The sequence below is a fragment of the Lactiplantibacillus plantarum genome (genome assembly GCF_014131735.1).
Taxonomy (GTDB): Bacteria; Bacillota; Bacilli; order Lactobacillales; family Lactobacillaceae; genus Lactiplantibacillus; species Lactiplantibacillus plantarum.
In genome coordinates this window covers 2,908,364-2,928,727 of sequence record NZ_CP039121.1, presented here as the reverse complement: position 1 = coordinate 2,928,727, position 20,364 = coordinate 2,908,364, and the positions used below count along the sequence as shown (strand labels likewise).

Sequence of the window (20,364 nt, the reverse complement as noted above, 5' to 3'; positions counted from 1 at the left end):
ACGATGAGATTATTACATAACGTCTTAATAATTAAAACGGGGGTTCAGCTTATGCGAAAATATGCGATTATTGGGGTCGGCCACGTTGGGGCGACCATTGCTTATACATTAGTTTGTAAAGGAATTGCGGATGAATTAGTCTTGATTGATACTAATGCGGCTAAAGCTCGCGCAGAGCAATTAGATTTACAAGACGCTCAAGCCCGTTTAGATAGTCGAACGATTATTAAAATCAATGACTATCATGAATTAGACGACACGGATATTTTATTTGTTACTAGTGGCAACATTCACGCGTTAGACCATGCTTCCGGTAACCGATGGGCTGAATTTGAATATACGAAGCAAATCGTTCAAGATATCGCTCCGAAAGTTAAAGCAACCAAATTTAATGGCGTGGTCATCGATACAATGAATCCGTGCGACGCAATTACTCACTATTTCCAACGCGCAACGGGATTATCACGCCAACAGGTCTTTGGGACTGGGACTTTCTTGGATACGGCGCGCATGCAAAAGGTTGTCGCAGAAGCCTTCGACTGTGATCCAAAAAACATTAGCGGGTATGTTTACGGTGAACACGGCGAATCACAATTCAGCGCGTGGTCAACGGTTCAGGTTAACGGTATTCCAATTACATCCTTAGTTGATAAGTATGATTTGGACTTAGATGCATTTGAGGCAGCTGCACGCCATGGTGGCTGGGCGGTTCATTCTGGTAAGGGGTATACCAGTTTTGCCATTGCTACTTGCGCGGTTAAATTAAGTGAAGCGGTCTTTGCAAATGCTCGCTTAGCATGCCCGGTCTCTGCGTATAGTGAGACCTTTGGGACGTATGTTGGTCAGCCAGCAATCATTGGCAAAGATGGGGTCGAGAGTGTGACGACGCTTGCTCTGACTGCTGATGAACAAGCTAAGTTCCGTAATTCAGCGGACACAATTATCGAGAAATTCCACGCCTTTGATGACGTCTTAAGCGATCAATCAGTAAAAAAACGTCAACAAGCCTAAAAAGTGACGGTTGTTAATTGTCTTGTTTGGCAAACTTCTACCAAAATGTTAAAATTTTACTAAGCAGAACGTTGACTGCATTAACTATATGGTGGGATGAATATGCGCCGACAATTAACAAACCGGCAACGGTGGTTCGTGATTGTAATCGCGACGATTCTGGGAGTAGGCTGTGCCTTGCTTGGTCAATGGGGCCAGTTCTTCGGAGTCATCGCAGCAACGTTTGCGCTAATGTTGTTAACCAGTGGCTGTTTGACTTTTTGTCATCGCCGCGGGTGGCAACCTGGAAGCGGCATGTTGCTAGCATTAGTCACGGCTACAGGGTATGTACTAGTTATTTTAGGAAGCTATGGTTATTTACTGCACAGCTAAGCGCAGCACTTTGATACGAGGAATTGACCGTATCAAAGTGCTTTTTGTCTGCAATCATTTTTAGCGTGCTAATTAAGTTATGTTTCAACAATGATTACGGCCATCGGTGCTCATACAAAAGGTCGCGACTCATCATCGCGGCCTTCCTGGGTGCGGTATTGATTGTAAACATCAAAGTGGGGTCACCGCACCCAAGGTATTAATGGCAGACCTAGTTGGATAGCTTTACCTAAAGCCTGCCAACAGGTAAGCGGTAACGCAGACGCACCGCCGCGCTATCGGCTGCACTAATACCGTTATAGCGATTATCAGCTAACATGACACTGTGGCGATCACGGCTGTGTTCCAAACCAATAGTATGTCCTAACTCGTGTTCAGCCACGTGGACTTGATCCGTATAAGAATAGTGGTAGCGTACAAAATTACGTGTTAACAAGTACACTTGCGCTTTTGTGTAATAACCATTGGTATAACCGGTCGAAAAAGTAATACCAGCTAAGCGATAATACTGCCCACTGGTGGCATTACTGGTCCCCAAAGTAATTTGATGATGAGCAGTGGTTCCCGGCACGAATTTAAAGTGACCAGTCGCATTCCAGGCTTGGATGGCCGCTTGATAGACGTGCCGCTCGTATGATGATGCTTGAATGACGTAGGTCACTTGAGCGTGTGGCCAACGACTCCGTGAATATGGTGTCGCAATCGATTTTGCGTTGGCAATTGGTGTCAGCCCAAGACCAAAAATCACGGTTAATGTGGTTAAACCTAACTTAGCACTGTACTTATTCTTCATTGTTGTAACCCTCTTTCCCCCAAAAACGAAGGTCGCCATCAATAATTGTATTTTAAAACGTTGTTGAGATAGGAGCCCCATCCTAGACTCAAATTTGACCTAGAATCGCATGGTTTGATCGCGATTAAAGTTAGTTAAATAGGTTATCGCGTGCTATGATGAGAATATCTTATGATGATGGAAGGAAATTGATATGACGATTAAACAGGCAATTGTTCAACAAGCCTTGACGTTAATAAAACCGCAAATGGTTGTTGGTTTTGGGGGTGGCTCGACGGTTGGTGAACTGGTCAAGGAGGCAGCCAATCATGTGAATGATATTACGGTCGTCACCCCATCACCGACGACCCGCCAACTTGCGACCGTTCTCGGGTATACCGTTGTAGATACTGCATATTGTGACCGCATCGATATTGCTTTTGACGGCTGCGATCAGTTAGATCATCACGGTAACGCGCTCAAAAGTGGCGGTGGAATCCATGCTAATGAGAAGATTATTGCCAGCTTGGCGGATGAATATTGGCTGTTAACGATGCAGGACCGGTTAGTCGATCAATTTGATATCAAGACGCCATTAGTCTTAGAAGTACTACCAGCGGCCTTATCGTTAGTCATGCGGACGGTGAGTGATCTTGGCGGTCAGGCAACCATTCGAACTGCTAATAATCGGGATGGCTTCACGTTAACCGATAGCGGCAATTTATTGATCGATTGTCATTTTCCAACGTATGCCAAACTTACGGACCTGAATGTTGAATTGGCAACTTTGGCTGGCGTTGTTGAAACGAGCTATTTTGATCATTTGGTGACGAATGCTTGGTTGGGCGATGCAACCACGAATACAGTCAACGCGCTATTTTAAGTGTTATCAGGGACGACAGCATGACCCTAATGATTAGCAATTGAGCACTGAAATTCGTTTGACACTTTTTTAAAATAATTCTAAACTGAAGGTGACGTATAAAAGCGCCACCATTTTTTGAATCTAAGTTATTTTAAATATCTAAGGGGATGTCAACATGGCAAAAAAAGTCTATACTGATTATTTTTTTGATGAACCTGCTTACAACACACATGACGGTGGCTATATTCCACTAGTTACACCGAAAGTCGAGCCACAACCGTTAGCGATTCCGCCGTTATTGAAGCCGGACCGCCAGACGGATACGGATGATTACTATACCGTCACGGCGCAAGAAAGCGAAACTCAGTTTTTACCTGGTAAGAAGACTAAAACGTGGGGCTATAATGCGGGCTTCCTAGGCCAAACTATCGTCTTTCGTAATGGTAAGCAGACCCATATTGACTTGGAAAATAAACTCCCAGAATTGACGACTTTCCATTGGCACGGCTTGAATGTCCCAGGGCCCATTACCGATGGTGGCTGCCACGCACCGGTCTATCCCGGTGAAACGAATCACATTGACTTTAAAGTACATCAACCAGCTGCGACTACGTGGTTACATGCTCATCCGTGCCCATCGACTGCGACGCAGGTCTGGAAAGGCCTAGCAACGATGGTGATTATTAAGGATGACGTTGAAGATCAGTTACCGTTACCACGTAATTATGGTGTGGATGATATTCCGTTGGTATTACAAGACCGTGAATTTCACGATGATAACCAATTTGATTACCGGGCGGACTACGATCCAGATGGTGTTCAAGGGCATACGGCGTTAGTTAACGGGACGGTCAACCCATATTTTGATGTGACGACGCAGCGGGTGCGGCTACGAATCTTGGATGGGTCGAACCGGCGCGAATGGCGTCTGCACTTCAATGACGATTTGGAATTTGCACAGGTCGCTTCCGATGGTGGCATTTTGCCGGCACCGGTTTATATGACCAAAGTGATGATGACCTGTGCGGAACGGGACGAAATTGTCGTTGATTTCGGTCAGTATCAGCCGGGCGATGAAGTCACGCTGATGACGGATGATACGCCGCTATGTCGCTTCCGAATCAAGTCGTTCGTACCGGATGACACCAAACTACCAGAACATTTAGTTGATATTCCTGATGAAACCCCAACACCTGACTTACCTGTTCGCACAATCACGATGGATGGGATGGATGATGAAGTCGCGCTTGATGGTAAGAAATTCGATATGAGTCGCATCGACGCTCGGCAAAAAGTTGGGGATGTCGCCATTTGGGAAATCCGCAACACCAACAGTACTGAAAACGGCATGGTTCATCCATTCCACGTTCATGGGACTCAGTTTAGAGTTTTGGCACGGAATGATGGTCCAGTTTATCCTAATGAACATGGGCTGAAGGATACGGTCGGTGTCAACCCTGGTGAAACGGTGCGGATCAAGGTCAAATTTGAGCTGACAGGAGTTTACATGTATCACTGCCATATCATCGAACATGAAGATGGTGGTATGATGGCCCAAATTGAATCATATGATCCCCAACACCCACAAACTTATCATTTAATGGATATGGACACCTTACGGAATGCTTTTGCGAAGGAACAAGGCATCAAGCCCGAAGATGTTTGGATGCCCGGTATGTAAGTGTAGATTAAGCTAATTTAGTGATGAGATGTGAATAAAGTCCGGTTGCAACCAGCAAGTTATCTGCTTGGTCGTAGCCGGGCTTTATCATTTAAAAGCACCTCGGGGTCAAAACGGTGGCGGTTTTGACCCCGGATTTACCATGTTTTAATCATGATTTGTGACGAATTAGCTCGTATAAAGACAAGTAAGTCTGTATTTCTACAGTTTAGGCGCAGTAACTGGTACAATTCAAGTAAGGACCGAAAAAAGGAGGGGATTAGGATGCACGTTGCAGCAATGATTATGGCGATCTTGGTTGCCGTTGAACATTTATTTATTTTGTGGCTGGAAATGTTTAATGCGGATAGTGAAATGGCCGCAAAAGCGTTTGGAATTCCACGGCAAACGCTACAGTCGCCGTCAGTGCAATTATTGTTTAAAAATCAAGGGTTATATAACGGTTTCTTGGCCGTCGGTATTTTATACAGCTTGTTTGTGATTCCGGCCGTCGCGAGCGCCGGTGCAACCCTGTTTTTCTTAGCCTGTGTGATGGTTGCCGCGGTTTATGGTAGTATTACTGTCAGTCGCGCGATCGTCGTGATTCAGGGGCTACCGGCATTAATTGCGTTTATTCTGATGTATTTTGCTTAGCCGGTTCTTTGAAGTAATGCCATTATATTAGTGTTAATAAAAAACGTTGCTACGTGATTCTGTAGCAACGTTTTTGGTTGTTTAAGCTATCCATATTATATGGCAGATTGGATTACACTTTGCCAATGACCGTCGTTTTAGCAGTTGCTAGCACGTGACCGGCAATGGCATCATGAAATTCGTTGAGCCAGTATCCAGGTTGGAGGTCTAACTCAGTATCAAGTGCAAATAGTTTAAATGAATAACGATGATCCTTGTCAGGCGGATACGGGCCGACGTAGTGTTGGCTAACTTTCGGATCAGTCTCGTGAACATAGGCGCCCGCTGTGGAATTATTACCTTGGACCATCGGAATAGCACCGGTCTGACTGGCATTTTCAGGGATGTGAGTCGTGGTTGCCGGTAAATTGGCGGCAATCCAATGAATCCAGGTGAAGCCACCTACTGGAATCGCATCGTGGTCAACGAAAGTGAACGCCAGTGAATGGGTGCCAGCTGGCACATCACTAATGTCAACGGGAAACGAGATGATGGGGTGGCCCTTATACGTTTGGGCAACGGCCGCTTGTTTGGAATAGGTGGCTGCAAGGGCGCCATTGATGGTCGGAATTGATAGTTGCATTGCAAATCCCTCCTCGTGTAATTAGTCTTATTATAACGCTAATAGTCGCTGGCGTAGTGCTGGGTCAACCGCATAAATATAAAGCCCATAACGACCACGTTTCATCAAGACGTTGATTGAGTTAAAGATAATCTGCTGTTTAAGGGGACGCAGATCGCCTAAGTCTGTCCGGTTTTTGAACGCTTCTTGATCTTCATAGCGTTCAGGGCGAACGACAATCCGATCATGGTCTTCATCATAGCCCACAGAAGGGCCGAGAATGACCCCCGCATAATTCAAATCAAACCCTTGAATGGTATAAATAGAACCAACTTCATTCAGTGTCTCAGGTCGTAAGGCCCAAGGATCATCAGTTAAGTTGACTTTATCCCACGGAAGCTTCAATTGTCCGGCCGTCACGTACCAAGTGCCATGATTAACGACGTACGGGAAGTCAGCGGTTGCCACCATCCGAGCGAGTCCATACTGCTGGTCGCGTTGTTTGATCAGGTCGTATAAGGGTTGCCCGTCATCAAAAAAGCGTAGATCAAAGTTATCGCTAACGGGTTTTGGTTGTAATTGCCCGCGGGTAAAACCATCGATCCAGTCGACAACATCGGCGCCGCCAGTGACCCGAAATTGCTCGTCTAAGTTGTAGCTCGCGTGCGGGTACTGGTCTAAAAATGGCTTGAGATCGTTGCTGTGCCAGTAGCTCTTTAACTTCAAGACTTGACGGGTGTCGAAGACGAGGACAACGACGCGACTATGATTGATCAGTTCCGTTAACTGGTTGTGACCTGTAAAGCGGTTATAGCGGTCTGGTTGCGTGAGTAATAGGTGCGCTTCGTCGATAAAAACAACGTCTGCTTGCCGGTGGTCTTTTGCCAACCGGTTGATCAACGGAGTGGGCTTTTGGAAGTCTTTTTTGCGCAAGACGGGATCTTCACCAGCTAAGCGCTTATAAATTTTGAGCATTTCATTGTGATTGACGACGAGATAGTTGTCAGTGGCCTGCAAATCGTTTGGTGTCAAGCTACGATTGAGGGCTTGTAGCCGAGCAAACGCGGCGGCTAATACGGCACTCTTGCCAGTTCCTGCATCACCATGAATAACAAAGAGGCTGGGCTGTTTTTGCTGGCGATGGGTACGGATAAAAGTTAATAGTTGGTGCTCTAATGATTGTTGTGCCGGTGACAACGCAGCTTGATCATTTAGCTTGAACGTTGCGGCACTGATTGTAGATGACATATTTTTTCACTCCCAAACACATTATACCTGCATATTGGGGCTAATTGAAATGAGAGTCATTACAGTTGGTGGTAGAATAGAATTATGACAAAGTGTGGGAGGAAGTAACATGAAACTTGATTTTTCGGTGGCGGTGCATAGTATCCTGTACCTTGATGCACACCGTGATAGTAAGGTCGCTAGTCGGGAACTCGCGCAGTCACTGCATCTTAACCCGGTGATGATTCGCAATATTTTATCAGTTCTACATAAGCATGGATATTTAACGGGGACGGTTGGTAAAAATGGGGGCTACCAATTAGACTTGGCGTTGGCCGATATGAACCTCGGCGATCTATATGATTTGACCATCCCCCCAACAATTAGCTATGCGCGCTTCATTACGGGACCATCCAAAACGGATGAACAGGCTGATCAATCCCCAATTGCGGCCAATATTAGTGAAACGTTGACGGATTTATTTACAGTAGCTGACCGTCAATATCGGGCTTACTATCATCAGTTTACAATGGCTGATTTACAAGCCGACCTGAACCACCACGGCACGTTTTTACGACACGAACAAGATTCAGAATCTTAAGTAAAAAGCGTCACTTGATTGAAAAATAAGGCGATTTTCGTTAATAACCTTAATTTGAAACGGGTTTGCCATTCAGGATTGTCAGGGCTAATTATCGGTGCTATCTTAGATGTCATTATGAAAGTGGCATTGAGATTGAAAGGGGCCTTGGCAATGACAGCACGGTTAGTGTTAATTCATGAAGTTGGTCGTTATCGAGAATTATCGGAACAACGGTACTGGTTAGAATCCGCCGATTTTTGGGGTGTCGATGGGCGTGGCGCGACGGTCAATGAGGCCGTCGGTAACTTTTTGACCAACCTCGTGCAATATTGCCGCGACTATTACCAACGCGGCTTGTGGCAACTTGATGATCGGTTGTTACAGCTAGACCACGTTGATACAGTGTTAGCGTACGCGCAGGCAGGTAAGTCACCAGCACCATTATTTTTGTTTAAATTAGTTCCGGCGGATCATGAGTTGGCGTCTGCTTAAACGAAATATTGACGAATTCTTAAAGAAGCGTTCATACTTCCACCACACTCCTGCGCTAAACTATGCGTTATAATCAAAGCGTAAATTAATTGGAGGGTGTTGTATGGAATTAGATAAGATTTATCAGTTAATGGACAAGTTTGAACAAAGCAGTTTAACTAGTTTTGAGTATCGGGACCAAGATTTTGAAATTCAAATGGGTAAGAAGGGACACGGCAAGACGACGGTGACCCCGCAGCCGGCGCCACTTCCCAATCAGCCGGTGATTGACCCAACGCCGGTCACACCGACACCGGTCTCAACAGTTAGTACCCCAGTTGTTGCGGAGGCGGAACCAACCCCAGTGGCGACCAGTACGGCTAGCAATCCGACGAGCGTTGTAACACCTGATCCTGAACCAGAACCAGCGCCGATTGATCCTAAGGAATGCGTGACGGCACCGGTCGTCGGAATCTATTACCCAGCGCATTCTTCAGAAGAAGCGCCATACGTTAAGTTAGGCGACCACGTTAGCGTTGGTCAACAAGTCGGCCTCATTCAAGCGATGCAGATGATGCGGCCGGTGGTTGCTAAGCAAGCGGGGACGGTCAAAGCCTTCCTAGTGAAGAATGGTGAAGAAGTCAACTTCGGTCAACCATTGATTCAATTAATCCCAGATACGCCGGATGACATTTAATCAGGTACGGTCAGTGGTTGCTGAGCGTATTAAGCACTTTGAGTAGCACTACGTCTTGATAAAAGCGTGACGCAAACTAAAAATGAACCACTTCAAGCGCACATGATAATTGTGCAAGCTGAAGTGGTTCATTTTTTAGCTTAATTAATGACGATTGGTAGTGATTTATTTAGGTTGGTCGATGGCTGCCACGGTTTCTAGGAACCACTTGTTGAAAGCAGCCGCATCAATATCGACACAAACGGTCGCGTTGGTTTTGCCGTCATGGTAAGCACCACGAATATCGCCAACGGTCTCGCCATTAGCGGGGCCCTCCGTCTGGACATCAATCCACATCCTTTCAGTCGTAAAGGCTTCTGGATGTAGTAAGTAGAAGAGCGTATTGACATCATGCATCGCAACGCCAGTCTGGTTGCGGTCGTTGTAATGACCAAAGAGGGCGTGAAGCATTTCGCCAGTTTTTCCGAGGGTCGGTAACTGTTCAATCGATTCGCGCGTTAAAAGGGCCTTCATCGTCACGTCTAAGCCGACCATGGTAATTGGAACGCCGGATTGGTACATGATTTCAGCCGCGTGCGGATCGGTAAAGACGTTGAACTCTGCGGCGCTGGTCATATTACCCTTGCCTAAGGCCCCACCCATCGCAACGATTTCTTTAATGTGTGGCATTACTTCGGGGTAGGTCTTAAATAAGAGCGCGATGTTGGTATAGGCTCCCGTTGGCACTAACGTAATCGGTTGTTCAGCAGCCATGATGTAGTCACGGAGCGCTTCAACGGCTGTTTCTGGTAATGGTTCCGCAAGGTCAGTCGGGAAGTCGTAACCCGGCATTCCTGAAACACCGTGAATTCGGACGGCATCTTCAAACGGTTTGATCAGCGGTTGGGCAGCCCCACCCGCTACGGGAACGTCACTGTTAAAGAAGCGCGTTAGTTTGAGCGCATTCAGCGTCGTTTTGTCGACCGTCACATTGCCGGCGACCGTTGTAATTAATTGTAAGTCCAAGTCAGGATGATTTAATGCAAAGGTAATTGCGGCGGCATCATCAATACCAGGGTCAGTGTCCATGATAATCTTTGTTGACATGTTCATTCCTCCAATTAAATTGACGTGCTTGAAATTAGTTCTATTTTAGCATACTACGGGCAATGAATTCGATTGCAATTGTGAAGGGTTTGACGTAGCATGACAGTAAATACAGTTAACGATGGAGGAACGGATTATGAGTCAACCACAGGTCATCTTAATTACGGGCGCATCTTCGGGGATCGGTAAAGCAACTGCTTTGAAGTTACAAGCTCAGGGGAACATTGTGTACGGAGCCGCACGGCGGATTGAAAAAATGACGGATTTAGCAGCGGCTGGAGTGCACGTTTTAAAAGTCGACGTGACGGATGAAGCGACGTTAATCGCGGCTGTCAAGACGATTCAGGTCGAACAGGGGCGCATTGATGTCCTAATCAACAATGCGGGGTATGGCTCATACGGTTCCTTGGAAGACGTTCCGGTCGCAGAAGGCGAGTACCAATTCAAGGTCAATGTCTTTGGTGTGATGCGGTTGACACAATTAGTTTTACCGTTGATGCGGGCACAACATCGTGGTCGGATCATTAATGTTTCTTCAATTGGGGGTAAGATCTATCAGCCTTTAAGTGCTTGGTATATGGGGACCAAACACGCAATTGAAGGGATGAGCGATTCGTTACGGATGGAAGTCGCACCATTTGGTATAGATGTTGTCATCGTTGAACCTGGTGGAATCAAGACTGAATGGGCTGGTATTGCGGAAAAAAAGCTGTTGGCAGTTTCCGGTGAAACAGCCTATCATGAACAAGCCGTTAAGGTCGGTGCGATGCTGTCATTGTTCGATCAGTTTGCTTCCAATCCGGGAGTGATTGCTAAACTGATGGTTCGCGCTGTCAATGATGTGAAGCCCAAGACTCGCTATCACGCAGGTATGGGCGCGGGGGTCTCATTAACGGCTCGTCAGTGGTTGAGTGATCGTCAGTTTGACCGCATGATGAACTCAGCCGTCAATGGTGCGGCTAAGCTGTCAAAAGTTACGCGGCGTAAGGACCGGCGAACCGGGAGTCGGCATTATCGGCATGGAAAAATACCCGCTAATAATAATTAATCTGAATAATGATGCTAAGAAGCGAGCCCAACGATCACAGTTGTTATTGTGGTAGGGGTTCGCTTCTTTATTTCAAGTCTAAGCTTTAAGCTTCCCCCATGTAGCATGGGAGAGATAGGGTCTCGTTAGTTATTATTTTAGATGGTGCTTGGATGATGACAAGCAGGTGGATTCTTGTTCGGCAGCAATGATCGTCCTATTCCGACCTCCGGGGCTGGGTGACAATTGCCGGAACGTAAGCCGACATCGATTTGAGCCCGTGCACAAACCCGCCCGGTCTCAAATACGAGTCTTATTCTAAGCCGGAAGTAGCCCACTTCCGACTAAGAATAATTTGGCTACTGAGCATTGTCACCCAGCCCCTCCGGTCGGTAAGCCGCTCGAATGGCTGATGAACGGCCACTTAACTTGGTATAATTGGTCGCTGACTATTTTGATAATGGAGCCTTAAACGAGAGGTTAGGATTACATTAACCACTTTGTTGAAACGTTTGATTATTACTATGGTGATTCCGAAATAGTAAGCTATCACAATGTTACTTTCTGCCTGACAGTTGCTCGACAAAATTACTGTTTATGAAGAACAATGATGAGTCCAATAAAAGTTGGGTGCCTCACCGTCAGCCATTCGAATACTATCCCGACTGGAAGGCGTTTCTGACAATGCCCAGTGGTGAAATTTCACTTAGCAAGCGTCTTGTGCTTGGTTAGTGAAAGGCCAGTATTTGAGACGTGGTGTTTCGGCTTAAATCTGTGCCCACCACGTTCCGGCAATTGGCAGAAATGCCTGGAAGTCAGTGTAGGACGAACTAACCAAACATGTTTACGCTAACCCGAACTTTTCCAGCGGGCCTAAGCTGGCTGCTTTGGACTTAGGTTTGCACCGCCATTATAGCTTCGTCATCACCGCCGTTAGCGTAGTCGTTGCGGTGGTCATCACGGGATCGTCCACGGGGTGGTAGGTGATGGTGAGGTTGGGAAATTCTTCGATAATGGGAATCAGCGTTTGCCATTGGGGTAGGTCTGGTTGGTCGGCTTCGGGAACGTCCCAGTTGTTTTGCCGCCAGCTTAAATAACGTTGTTCGCTAATAACCGCCGCCACTTGTTCAGTTGTGGTGTGAATATGAACGGGTAAATCATGACGTTTCAACGTGGCGAGTGCGGTGGTCAGAGCACTCAAGGCCAGTGAAGTTTCGGTATGTCCGTAGCCACCGTCGTTTAGCGCCTTTTGATGGTCAGCGTATCGCAGAATGACGACCCAGGCAGCGGGGGTCGTTGCGGTGATGTTGGTCGATTGGTGGTTGGTACTTGCAAGGTAAAGATGAATCGTAGCCATTGTTGGGGCCTCCTTAGTTGTAATGATAATCCATTGAGTGGTTCATCTAATAGTTTCGTAAAAACTAGCCAGCTTCATTTTAAATTAATGAATAATTTTAACGTGAAACTACAATAGTTACAAAATTTGGTGAATTGCCGGTGCGTATTACTATGATTTTTGGCGGATTATGCTACGATTAAATACATGGATAATTAAGAAGTTATTAAGTAATAAAGGTGAGCACTGGAGGTTAGCATGCAGACATTAATACAGACGTTTATGGATCGACGCGGGGATTTGCTGACTGCGCTATGGCAACACTTGGGGATTTCATTAGCATCATTAGTCATCGCAATGGTAATTGCGATTCCGTTGGCTATTTGGGTCGTTCGACGACCACGGTGGGCCGAGGGATTGTTACAGCTCACGAGTGTCTTACAGACGATTCCGTCTTTGGCACTGTTAGGGTTATTGATTCCGTTAGTTGGGATTGGAACGGTGCCAGCAGTAATTGCGCTGGTGATCTATGCTTTACTGCCAATTTTTCAAAATACTTATTTGGGTATCTCAGAAATTGACGCCTCAATTGAAGAGGCCGCCGATGCCTTTGGGATGTCACGAATGCGTAAGTTGTTTAAAGTTGAACTACCCATTGCCCTACCACAGATCATTGCTGGGATTCGGACCGCGCTCGTCTTAATTATTGGGACGGCTACTTTGGCCGCTTTGATTGGTGCTGGGGGTCTCGGGACCTTTATCATGCTCGGTATTGACCGTAATGATACCTCGTTATTATTGATTGGGGCCATCTCATCAGCATTGTTAGCAATTCTGCTGAGTGCGCTCGTTCGGTGGTTTCAAACGGCTAAACCACGCCACGCCTTAATCGTCTTTGTCGGTATTTTAGCTTTACTTGGTGGTGGCGGGGCTTATAGTGTCTATGCCAATCGAGTTGAAACAATTACGATTGCAGGTAAACTTGGTTCCGAACCAGAAATCTTGATTAATATGTATAAGCAGCTGATTGAAGCTGAAGATGAGCATGTTCATGTGACGCTCAAGCCTAACTTTGGCAAGACCACGTTCTTATTCAGCGCGTTAAAGAATAATCAGGTTGATATTTATCCTGAATTTACTGGCTCGGTGCTGGAGACCTTAGTTAAGGGAAATAACCCAGCTGGTCAAACAGCTAACCAGACCTATCAGCTCGCCAAACAGCGCCTCGCTAAACAGGAACAAATGACTTACTTGAAGCCGATGCAGTATAACAATACGTACGCATTAGCAGTGACTAAGAAATTTCAACAAGAACATCATTTGAAGACAATCAGCGACTTAACGCAAGTTGAATCGATTCTGAAACCCGGAATGACCCTAGAGTTTATTGATCGTAATGATGGCTTAAAAGGAATCAAGAAGACTTATGGGTTAGACGTGACTGCCAAGTCGATGGAGCCGGCGCTACGTTATGAAGCCATCAGTAAGGGGAAAATCAACTTGGTAGATGCCTATGCGACGGATAGTGAATTACGGCAGTATCACTTGGCCTTATTGAAGGATAACAAGCACTTCTTCCCAACGTATCAAGGGGCACCGTTGATGAAGACGAGCTTTGCCAACAAACATCCTAAGGTCGTTAAAGCGTTAAATAAGTTAGCAGGAAAGATTTCAGAAACTGATATGCAAGAAATGAACTATGAAGTCAATGTTAAGAAGCAGTCCGCTTCGACGGTTGCACATCGCTATCTTGTGAAGCACGGTTTATTGAAGGAGGGACGTTAAATGACAACGGCAATTGAATTTCAACACGTCCAGAAAGACTTTAATGGGCAGACCGTGATTCCCGACCTTAATTTAACGATTGACCAGGGTGAGCTATTTGTTTTGGTAGGGACTTCTGGGAGTGGCAAAACGACGTCACTTAAAATGATCAACTGCTTAGAGCCATTGACGGCTGGTAAAATCCTAGTTAATGGTACTGATACAACCACGATACCAGTCCGAAGTCTACGGTGGCAAATGGGGTATGTCTTACAGCAAATTGCCTTGTTCCCAACGATGACGGTGGCGCAAAATATCGCCGTGATTCCAGAAATGAAAGGGACAGCTAAGAAGGAAATTAATCAAACGATTGATGAGCTATTGGCGGAAGTTGGCCTCGATCCAAAGGAATACCGTGACCGGATGCCGTCAGAATTATCCGGTGGTGAGCAGCAACGCATCGGTATCTTACGGGCGATTGCGGCGCAACCAGATATTGTTTTGATGGATGAACCATTTAGTGCGTTAGACCCCATCTCGCGGCAACAATTGCAAGACTTGGTCTTACGGCTACACGCCCGCTATCACAACACGATCGTCTTCGTGACGCATGATATGAATGAGGCGTTGAAGTTGGGTGATCGGATCGGTGTCATGCAACACGGTCAGTTAATACAAGTCGATACGCCGGCTGCTCTGGCTCAGCATCCAGTGAACGACTTTGTGCGGAACTTCTTTGGTGCGAGCCGAGCTAAAAATGTCTATGATGTCTACGTTGGGCGTGTAGGGCTTATTCAGGGTTATCTCACAGAAGAACCCAGTGTTGCGAGTGGTCGGATTCAATCGTTAGACGTTCAAGCCACGTTACGCACCGCCTTTACGGCATTGACAGATCACGATTATGTGGCGGTCACGGAAGAAAATCGAGTTGTTGGCTATTTGGATCGCCAACGAATCGTGGCTTACTTGAGTCAACATGAAGAAGTATCTTAATCGTCAATTAAGGATAAATCAGTTACACTAGGTTGTGATAATTGATGGTCGCTAATGAATTTAAGGAGGAATTTCGAATGGCGGAACAGTACGATGTTGTTGTGATTGGTGGCGGACCAGCCGGCAATGCCATGGCTAGCGGATTAAAGGCTCAGGGCAAGACAGTGTTGATCGTTGAAGCGGATCTGTGGGGCGGCACTTGTCCTAACCGCGGTTGTGACCCTAAGAAAATCCTGTTAAGCGCCGTCGAAGCGCGACAAGCGGCGCAACATTTACAAGGGCAGGGCCTGATTGGCGCGCCCAAAATTGATTGGCCAGCACTGATGGCGCATAAACGAGGCTATACGGATGGCATCAACGATGGGACGTTGAACGGACTAACGGGGCAAGATATTGCGACGTTACATGGCCAAGCACACTTTCAATCCGACAATCAGTTAGCGGTCGGGGATCGAGTAGTCAGTGCGACTGATTACGTGATTGCTACTGGTCAGCGTCCAGCGATTCTACCGATTACCGGGCACGAATACTTTAAGACGAGCACTGACTTCTTAGATTTGGACCAGATGCCTAAACGCGTGACATTCGTAGGTGGTGGCTACGTAGGATTTGAATTGGCGACGATTGCGAATGCCGCTGGCGCTGATGTGCACGTGATTCATCATAATGACCGCCCGTTAAAAGCTTTTGATGCAGATTTGGTTAAGGATTTGATGGCCGCAATGACGGCTGATGGAATCACGTTTGACTTGAATACGGATGTCCAAGCAATTACTAAAACGGCGACCGGTCTACAATTGACAGCTGATAATTTCGAGCTGACAACGGATCTGGTCATCAGCTCAGCGGGACGGATTCCGAACGCGGACCAGTTAGGTCTAGCCAACGTGGGCGTTACCTTTGATCGGCATGGGATTCAAGTCAATGATCATTTGCAGACGGCCAACCCGCACATTTATGCCATTGGGGATGTCAGCGATACACCGGTACCGAAGTTAACGCCAGTTGCAGGTTTTGAAGCGCGTTATCTGGTCGGTGAGTTGACGCATCCCGGCGCAGCCATAAAGTATCCCGTTGTGCCAACGCAGGTTTTTGCAGCGCCCAAGTTAGCGCAAGTCGGGATCAGCGCGGCCGCGGCGACTGAGCATCCAGATGAGTATCGTGTCAATACACTTGATATGACGAAGTGGTTCACTTATTACCGCTTTGGCGCACAACAAGCCCAAGCTAAAGTAGTGGTTGCTAAAGCGAGTGGGCAGGTTGTGGGTGCTACCCTTCTAAGTGATGTTGCCGACGAGATGATTAACTACTTCACGTTGTTAATTGAAAAACACGTGACTTTACCAGATTTACAACGGTTGGTATTGGCTTACCCAACGCCGGCTAGTGACTTACAATATTTGTATTAATGTGTGGTTGAATTAAATCAAAGTCCAGCTATTCAGCTTAACTGAATATGTCAGCACTAACGGAGTGACCAGGAATGACCGGCCACTCTTTTTTTGTTTGACCGGCGTTTGGAGTGGAATACGAAGGCCAAATGATGTCGCAAACAGACGGTCGTCATTTTCGTTGTGCGACTATCTTGGCGTGTAAGTACTGTGAAAAAATGTCAAAATTGTAGCTCGTCGCGGTGGCACTAATGTTAGTAAATTAATTATTTTATAGAACTAGAAGCGATTGCTTAAATGCTACGATGCTTGCTATGGCAGTATCGAACTGTGACATAGTACAAACTAGTTTTAAAGTAAATTCAATTGTGCAAAATTTAATTTATGCAAATCTATTCACAAAACGGTCGCGACATGGTATGATTCAATCATCAATTATGATAGCGTTTTCATAAAACTGTTATGACTAAGGAGTGACACACCATGACCGACAAGTACATTATGGCAATTGACGAAGGGACAACCAGTACCCGCGCCATTATCTTTGACCATGCGGGCCATAAAGTGGCCGACTCACAACGGGAATTTCCACAGTATTTCCCGCAGCCGGGCTGGGTCGAACATAATGCCAATGAAATCTGGAATGCTGTCTTGTCTACTATTGCGAATGCCTTCATTGAATCGGGAATCAAACCCGCTCAAATTAGTGGTATTGGAATTACGAATCAACGGGAAACAACCATCGTTTGGGACAAGCAAACTGGCTTGCCAATCTATAACGCAATCGTGTGGCAATCACGGCAAACCGCGCCGATTGCTGAGAAGCTGGTTAAAGATGGCTATGGTGATTTGATTCATCAACATACGGGACTCGTCACAGACGCTTACTTCTCGGCAACTAAAATTCGCTGGATCTTAGACCACGTGAAGGGGGCCCAAGAACGAGCCGAAAAGGGTGAATTACTCTTTGGAACGATCGATACGTGGCTCCTATGGAAACTTACCGGTGGGGCCACCCACGTGACGGATTATTCCAATGCCAGTCGGACGATGCTCTTCAATATTCATGATTTGAAGTGGGACGACCAGATTTTGCAATTATTAAATATTCCAGCGGCGATGTTGCCAGAAGTTCGCACTAATTCTGAAGTTTATGGCAAGACCAAGGACTATCATTTCTTTGGGTCGGAAGTTCCAATTAGTGGGATGGCTGGTGATCAACAAGCGGCCTTGTTTGGTCAACTGGCGTTTGAACCGGGAACCGTGAAGAATACTTACGGGACTGGGGCTTTTATCGTGATGAACACCGGTGAAAAACCCCAATTATCCGATAATAATCTATTGACCACGATCGGTTACGGCATCAACGGTAAAGTGTACTACGCCTTGGAAGGGTCAATTTTCGTTGCCGGTTCAGCGATTCAGTGGTTGCGTGATGGGATTCGCCTAGTTGAAAGCGCTCCCGATTCTGAACGGGCGTCGCGCGAATCGCATAATGAAAATGAAGTCTATGTGGTTCCGGCCTTTACTGGTTTAGGGGCACCATATTGGGACTCTGAAGCACGTGGCTCAGTCTTTGGCTTGACGCGTGGCACGACTCGTGAAGATTTTATTAAAGCAACCTTGCAAGCATTGGCTTACCAAACGCGGGACGTGGTTGAAACAATGAAGAAAGATTCCGGTATTGAGATTCCAGTATTAAAAGTTGACGGTGGCGCTGCTCGTAATGACTGGTTGATGCAATTTCAGGCGGATATCTTGGATACGCAAATTATGCGGGCTGCTAATCTGGAAACGACAGCGCTTGGTGCCGCCTTCTTGGCCGGGCTTAGCGTTGGTTATTGGCAGGATTTGGAAGAATTAAAAGCGTCATATAAGCCCGGCACGAGTTTTGACCCTGAGATGGGGCCAGCTGAACGGACGAACTTATACGAGGGATGGCAGGCAGCGGTTAAAGCGACCCAAGTCTTTAAGCACACCCCATACCACGCAGGAAAATAGAGGAGGACAACAACATGGCATTTTCAGCAACGACGCGTCAACAAAATATTGAACGCTTACAAAATGAAACGTTAGATTTACTCGTTATCGGTGGTGGGATTACCGGTGCCGGTGTCGCCATTCAATCAACCGCAATGAACATGAAGACCGGGTTGATCGATATGCAAGACTTTGCAGAAGGGACTTCATCACGGTCGACGAAACTGGTCCATGGGGGCATTCGCTACTTAAAGACATTTGACGTGGGGGTAGTCGCCGATACCGTTAAAGAACGGGCGGTCGTCCAGGGGATTGCGCCACACATTCCTAAGCCCGACCCAATGTTATTACCGATTTATGATGAGACGGGAGCGACCTTCGACCTCTTTTCTGTTAAAGTGGCGATGGATCTGTATGATAAGCTCGCCGAAGTTAAAGATCCTAAATTCACCAATTATACCCTTTCACGCGAGGAAGTCTTACAACGGGAACCACAGCTGAACCCTAAACATTTAGTTGGTGGCGGTGTTTACCTTGATTTTCGGAATAATGATGCGCGCCTAGTGATTGAAAACATTAAGAAGGCTCACGAAAATGGTGGGATTATGGCAAGCCATGTGAAGGCGACCGGCCTCTTACATGATGATGATGGCCGGATCAATGGTATCACCGCTGAAGACTTATTGACTGGTGCATCGTTCGAGATTCATGCCCGAATCGTCATCAATACGACCGGTCCATGGTCAGACACGATTCGTAAGATGGACCATACTGAAAAGTATCAATCCCAGATGCGGCCAACCAAGGGTGTACATTTAGTCGTTGATGCTGAGAAACTCCCAGTGCCACAACCAACCTATTTTGATTCTGGTGATCAAGATGGCCGGATGATTTTCGTGGTGCCACGTGAAAACAAGACGTATTTCGGAACGACTGATACGGATTATCATGGTGATCTGAAACACCCGACCGTTACGCAAGAAGATGTTGATTACTTGTTGGAAATCGTCAACCGTCGTTTTCCAACTGCCAAAATCACCTTAGATGATATTGAGGCTAGTTGGGCCGGATTGCGGCCACTGATCGCCGCTAACGGTAGTTCCGATTATAACGGTGGTAATTCAGGGAAAATCAGTGATAAGAGCTTCAAGGAAGTTATCAAGGTTGTTGATCAGTTTGAAAGTCAGGAAGCCAGTCGTGAAGATGTCGAAAGTGTCCTGAATGACTTGGAAACTTCCTTGGCAGAGGACAAACTCAGTCCGTCAGCGGTTTCACGCGGTAGTTCGTTGACTAGTAGTCCAGACGGGCTGTTGACCCTTGCTGGTGGGAAGATTACTGATTACCGTAAAATGGCTGCGGGTGCCATGGCGCTGATTGCCAAGATTTTAGCAGATAAGTATGACGCCCACTTTAATGAAATCAATTCGAAGAACCTCCCCGTTTCTGGTGGCGATATTGATCCGCACAACGTGGATGCAACGATTGCATTTTATGCTAAACAAGGGACGGATAATGGTTTGACGAATGATGAAGCGTTGCGGATTGCAAATATGTACGGTTCCAATGCTGCGCGGGTCTTTAGTTTGATTGGTAAAGTTGAACCGACGCATGGTCTGAGTTTAGCCGAAACGATTAGCTTACGTTATGCTTTGGATGAAGAAATGACCCTGACGCCAGTCGACTACTTGCTGCGGCGCACTAACCACTTGTTATTCATGCGAGATACGCTGGATAGCTTAAAGGATGGCGTCATAGCGACAATGGCCGATTACCTTGGTTGGGATACTGCAACGGTCAAAGCACAAACCGAATTATTGAATCAGACGATTGCTGAATCGGACTTAACAGCACTGAAGCAGGGCTAAGGAATGGGG

19 protein-coding genes are annotated in these 20,364 nt (G+C 46.5%); 14 read left to right on the top strand and 5 right to left on the bottom strand.

What is annotated here, in order from left to right:
* The first annotated feature begins 51 nt into the window (after positions 1–51).
* Positions 52–1,011, top strand: a complete 960-nt coding sequence (locus E5260_RS13810; protein ID WP_003643761.1) for an L-lactate dehydrogenase — start codon at positions 52–54, stop codon at positions 1,009–1,011.
* A gap of 102 nt (positions 1,012–1,113) precedes the next feature.
* Positions 1,114–1,383, top strand: coding sequence for a hypothetical protein (locus tag E5260_RS13805; protein ID WP_003641927.1), 270 nt, complete (start codon positions 1,114–1,116; stop codon positions 1,381–1,383).
* A gap of 229 nt (positions 1,384–1,612) precedes the next feature.
* Here the strand turns inward: E5260_RS13805 and E5260_RS13800 are convergent, their stop codons facing one another.
* Positions 1,613–2,176 (bottom strand): M57 family metalloprotease, encoded by a 564-nt coding sequence (locus tag E5260_RS13800; RefSeq protein WP_003643762.1) that lies wholly within the window; start codon positions 2,174–2,176, stop codon positions 1,613–1,615.
* A 193-nt stretch (positions 2,177–2,369) separates the two neighbouring features.
* Between E5260_RS13800 and rpiA the strand changes: the two genes are divergently transcribed.
* The 3 genes from rpiA to E5260_RS13785 all read left to right on the top strand — a co-directional run bounded on the left by rpiA (position 2,370) and on the right by E5260_RS13785 (position 5,334).
* Positions 2,370–3,038, top strand: a complete 669-nt coding sequence (rpiA, locus tag E5260_RS13795) for a ribose 5-phosphate isomerase A (protein WP_003641929.1) — start codon at positions 2,370–2,372, stop codon at positions 3,036–3,038.
* Between the two features lie 157 nt (positions 3,039–3,195).
* The gene (locus tag E5260_RS13790) at positions 3,196–4,701 is read left to right on the top strand and encodes a multicopper oxidase family protein (RefSeq protein ID WP_003641930.1); all 1,506 of its coding nucleotides are present in this window, start codon (positions 3,196–3,198) and stop codon (positions 4,699–4,701) included.
* 264 nt (positions 4,702–4,965) lie between these two features.
* Positions 4,966–5,334, top strand: coding sequence for a DUF1304 domain-containing protein (locus E5260_RS13785; RefSeq protein WP_003643763.1), 369 nt, complete (start codon positions 4,966–4,968; stop codon positions 5,332–5,334).
* A gap of 112 nt (positions 5,335–5,446) precedes the next feature.
* Here E5260_RS13785 and E5260_RS13780 read toward each other — a convergent pair whose 3' ends face one another.
* Together E5260_RS13780 and E5260_RS13775 are read right to left on the bottom strand one after the other, a co-directional pair.
* The gene (locus tag E5260_RS13780; RefSeq protein ID WP_003641932.1) at positions 5,447–5,956 is read right to left on the bottom strand and encodes a YbhB/YbcL family Raf kinase inhibitor-like protein; all 510 of its coding nucleotides are present in this window, start codon (positions 5,954–5,956) and stop codon (positions 5,447–5,449) included.
* Positions 5,957–5,986: 30 nt separating this feature from the next.
* Complete coding sequence (locus E5260_RS13775) at positions 5,987–7,183, bottom strand: DUF2075 domain-containing protein (RefSeq protein ID WP_003641933.1); 1,197 nt, start codon at positions 7,181–7,183, stop codon at positions 5,987–5,989.
* Between the two features lie 109 nt (positions 7,184–7,292).
* On the opposite strand from E5260_RS13775, the gene E5260_RS13770 reads away from it, so the two are divergent.
* The 3 genes from E5260_RS13770 to E5260_RS13760 all read left to right on the top strand — a co-directional run bounded on the left by E5260_RS13770 (position 7,293) and on the right by E5260_RS13760 (position 8,913).
* Positions 7,293–7,763, top strand: a complete 471-nt coding sequence (locus E5260_RS13770; protein WP_003641934.1) for an RrF2 family transcriptional regulator — start codon at positions 7,293–7,295, stop codon at positions 7,761–7,763.
* Positions 7,764–7,916: 153 nt separating this feature from the next.
* Positions 7,917–8,237, top strand: coding sequence for a hypothetical protein (locus E5260_RS13765; RefSeq protein WP_225867872.1), 321 nt, complete (start codon positions 7,917–7,919; stop codon positions 8,235–8,237).
* A gap of 103 nt (positions 8,238–8,340) precedes the next feature.
* Positions 8,341–8,913 carry an acetyl-CoA carboxylase biotin carboxyl carrier protein gene (locus E5260_RS13760; protein ID WP_003641936.1) on the top strand — a complete coding sequence of 191 codons (573 nt, stop codon included), beginning with the start codon at positions 8,341–8,343 and terminating at the stop codon, positions 8,911–8,913.
* A gap of 165 nt (positions 8,914–9,078) precedes the next feature.
* Here the strand turns inward: E5260_RS13760 and rihC are convergent, their stop codons facing one another.
* Positions 9,079–9,999, bottom strand: a complete 921-nt coding sequence (gene rihC, locus E5260_RS13755; RefSeq protein WP_025015650.1) for a ribonucleoside hydrolase RihC — start codon at positions 9,997–9,999, stop codon at positions 9,079–9,081.
* A gap of 136 nt (positions 10,000–10,135) precedes the next feature.
* Between rihC and E5260_RS13750 the strand changes: the two genes are divergently transcribed.
* On the top strand, positions 10,136–11,047 hold the full coding sequence (locus E5260_RS13750; RefSeq protein ID WP_024971424.1) for an oxidoreductase: 912 nt from the start codon (positions 10,136–10,138) through the stop codon (positions 11,045–11,047).
* 889 nt (positions 11,048–11,936) lie between these two features.
* Here the strand turns inward: E5260_RS13750 and E5260_RS13745 are convergent.
* On the bottom strand, positions 11,937–12,383 hold the full coding sequence (locus tag E5260_RS13745) for a hypothetical protein (protein WP_003641939.1): 447 nt from the start codon (positions 12,381–12,383) through the stop codon (positions 11,937–11,939).
* 237 nt (positions 12,384–12,620) lie between these two features.
* Between E5260_RS13745 and E5260_RS13740 the strand changes: the two genes are divergently transcribed.
* From E5260_RS13740 to glpO, 5 genes are all read left to right on the top strand, one after another.
* On the top strand, positions 12,621–14,147 hold the full coding sequence (locus E5260_RS13740) for an ABC transporter permease/substrate-binding protein (protein WP_003641940.1): 1,527 nt from the start codon (positions 12,621–12,623) through the stop codon (positions 14,145–14,147).
* Positions 14,148–15,119 (top strand): ABC transporter ATP-binding protein, encoded by a 972-nt coding sequence (locus E5260_RS13735; RefSeq protein ID WP_003641941.1) that lies wholly within the window; start codon positions 14,148–14,150, stop codon positions 15,117–15,119.
* Between the two features lie 77 nt (positions 15,120–15,196).
* Entirely contained in the window at positions 15,197–16,528 is a 1,332-nt protein-coding gene (locus tag E5260_RS13730) for a dihydrolipoyl dehydrogenase family protein (RefSeq protein ID WP_024971425.1), read from the top strand.
* Between the two features lie 465 nt (positions 16,529–16,993).
* Positions 16,994–18,511, top strand: coding sequence for a glycerol kinase GlpK (glpK, locus tag E5260_RS13725; RefSeq protein WP_003641943.1), 1,518 nt, complete (start codon positions 16,994–16,996; stop codon positions 18,509–18,511).
* A gap of 14 nt (positions 18,512–18,525) precedes the next feature.
* Positions 18,526–20,355 carry a type 1 glycerol-3-phosphate oxidase gene (gene glpO / locus E5260_RS13720; protein WP_003641944.1) on the top strand — a complete coding sequence of 610 codons (1,830 nt, stop codon included), beginning with the start codon at positions 18,526–18,528 and terminating at the stop codon, positions 20,353–20,355.
* The last annotated feature ends 9 nt before the right edge of the window (positions 20,356–20,364 follow it).

Bases quoted from the DNA above. Each gene is read 5' to 3' on its own strand.
- E5260_RS13810 (WP_003643761.1), top strand. From the start codon at position 52: ATGCGAAAATATGCGATTATTGGGGTCGGCCACGTTGGGGCGACCATT.
- E5260_RS13805 (WP_003641927.1), top strand. From the start codon at position 1,114: ATGCGCCGACAATTAACAAACCGGCAACGGTGGTTCGTGATTGTAATC.
- E5260_RS13800 (WP_003643762.1), bottom strand. From the start codon at position 2,176: ATGAAGAATAAGTACAGTGCTAAGTTAGGTTTAACCACATTAACCGTG.
- rpiA (WP_003641929.1), top strand. From the start codon at position 2,370: ATGACGATTAAACAGGCAATTGTTCAACAAGCCTTGACGTTAATAAAA.
- E5260_RS13790 (WP_003641930.1), top strand. From the start codon at position 3,196: ATGGCAAAAAAAGTCTATACTGATTATTTTTTTGATGAACCTGCTTAC.
- E5260_RS13785 (WP_003643763.1), top strand. From the start codon at position 4,966: ATGCACGTTGCAGCAATGATTATGGCGATCTTGGTTGCCGTTGAACAT.
- E5260_RS13780 (WP_003641932.1), bottom strand. From the start codon at position 5,956: ATGCAACTATCAATTCCGACCATCAATGGCGCCCTTGCAGCCACCTAT.
- E5260_RS13775 (WP_003641933.1), bottom strand. From the start codon at position 7,183: ATGTCATCTACAATCAGTGCCGCAACGTTCAAGCTAAATGATCAAGCT.
- E5260_RS13770 (WP_003641934.1), top strand. From the start codon at position 7,293: ATGAAACTTGATTTTTCGGTGGCGGTGCATAGTATCCTGTACCTTGAT.
- E5260_RS13765 (WP_225867872.1), top strand. From the start codon at position 7,917: ATGACAGCACGGTTAGTGTTAATTCATGAAGTTGGTCGTTATCGAGAA.
- E5260_RS13760 (WP_003641936.1), top strand. From the start codon at position 8,341: ATGGAATTAGATAAGATTTATCAGTTAATGGACAAGTTTGAACAAAGC.
- rihC (WP_025015650.1), bottom strand. From the start codon at position 9,999: ATGTCAACAAAGATTATCATGGACACTGACCCTGGTATTGATGATGCC.
- E5260_RS13750 (WP_024971424.1), top strand. From the start codon at position 10,136: ATGAGTCAACCACAGGTCATCTTAATTACGGGCGCATCTTCGGGGATC.
- E5260_RS13745 (WP_003641939.1), bottom strand. From the start codon at position 12,383: ATGGCTACGATTCATCTTTACCTTGCAAGTACCAACCACCAATCGACC.
- E5260_RS13740 (WP_003641940.1), top strand. From the start codon at position 12,621: ATGCAGACATTAATACAGACGTTTATGGATCGACGCGGGGATTTGCTG.
- E5260_RS13735 (WP_003641941.1), top strand. From the start codon at position 14,148: ATGACAACGGCAATTGAATTTCAACACGTCCAGAAAGACTTTAATGGG.
- E5260_RS13730 (WP_024971425.1), top strand. From the start codon at position 15,197: ATGGCGGAACAGTACGATGTTGTTGTGATTGGTGGCGGACCAGCCGGC.
- glpK (WP_003641943.1), top strand. From the start codon at position 16,994: ATGACCGACAAGTACATTATGGCAATTGACGAAGGGACAACCAGTACC.
- glpO (WP_003641944.1), top strand. From the start codon at position 18,526: ATGGCATTTTCAGCAACGACGCGTCAACAAAATATTGAACGCTTACAA.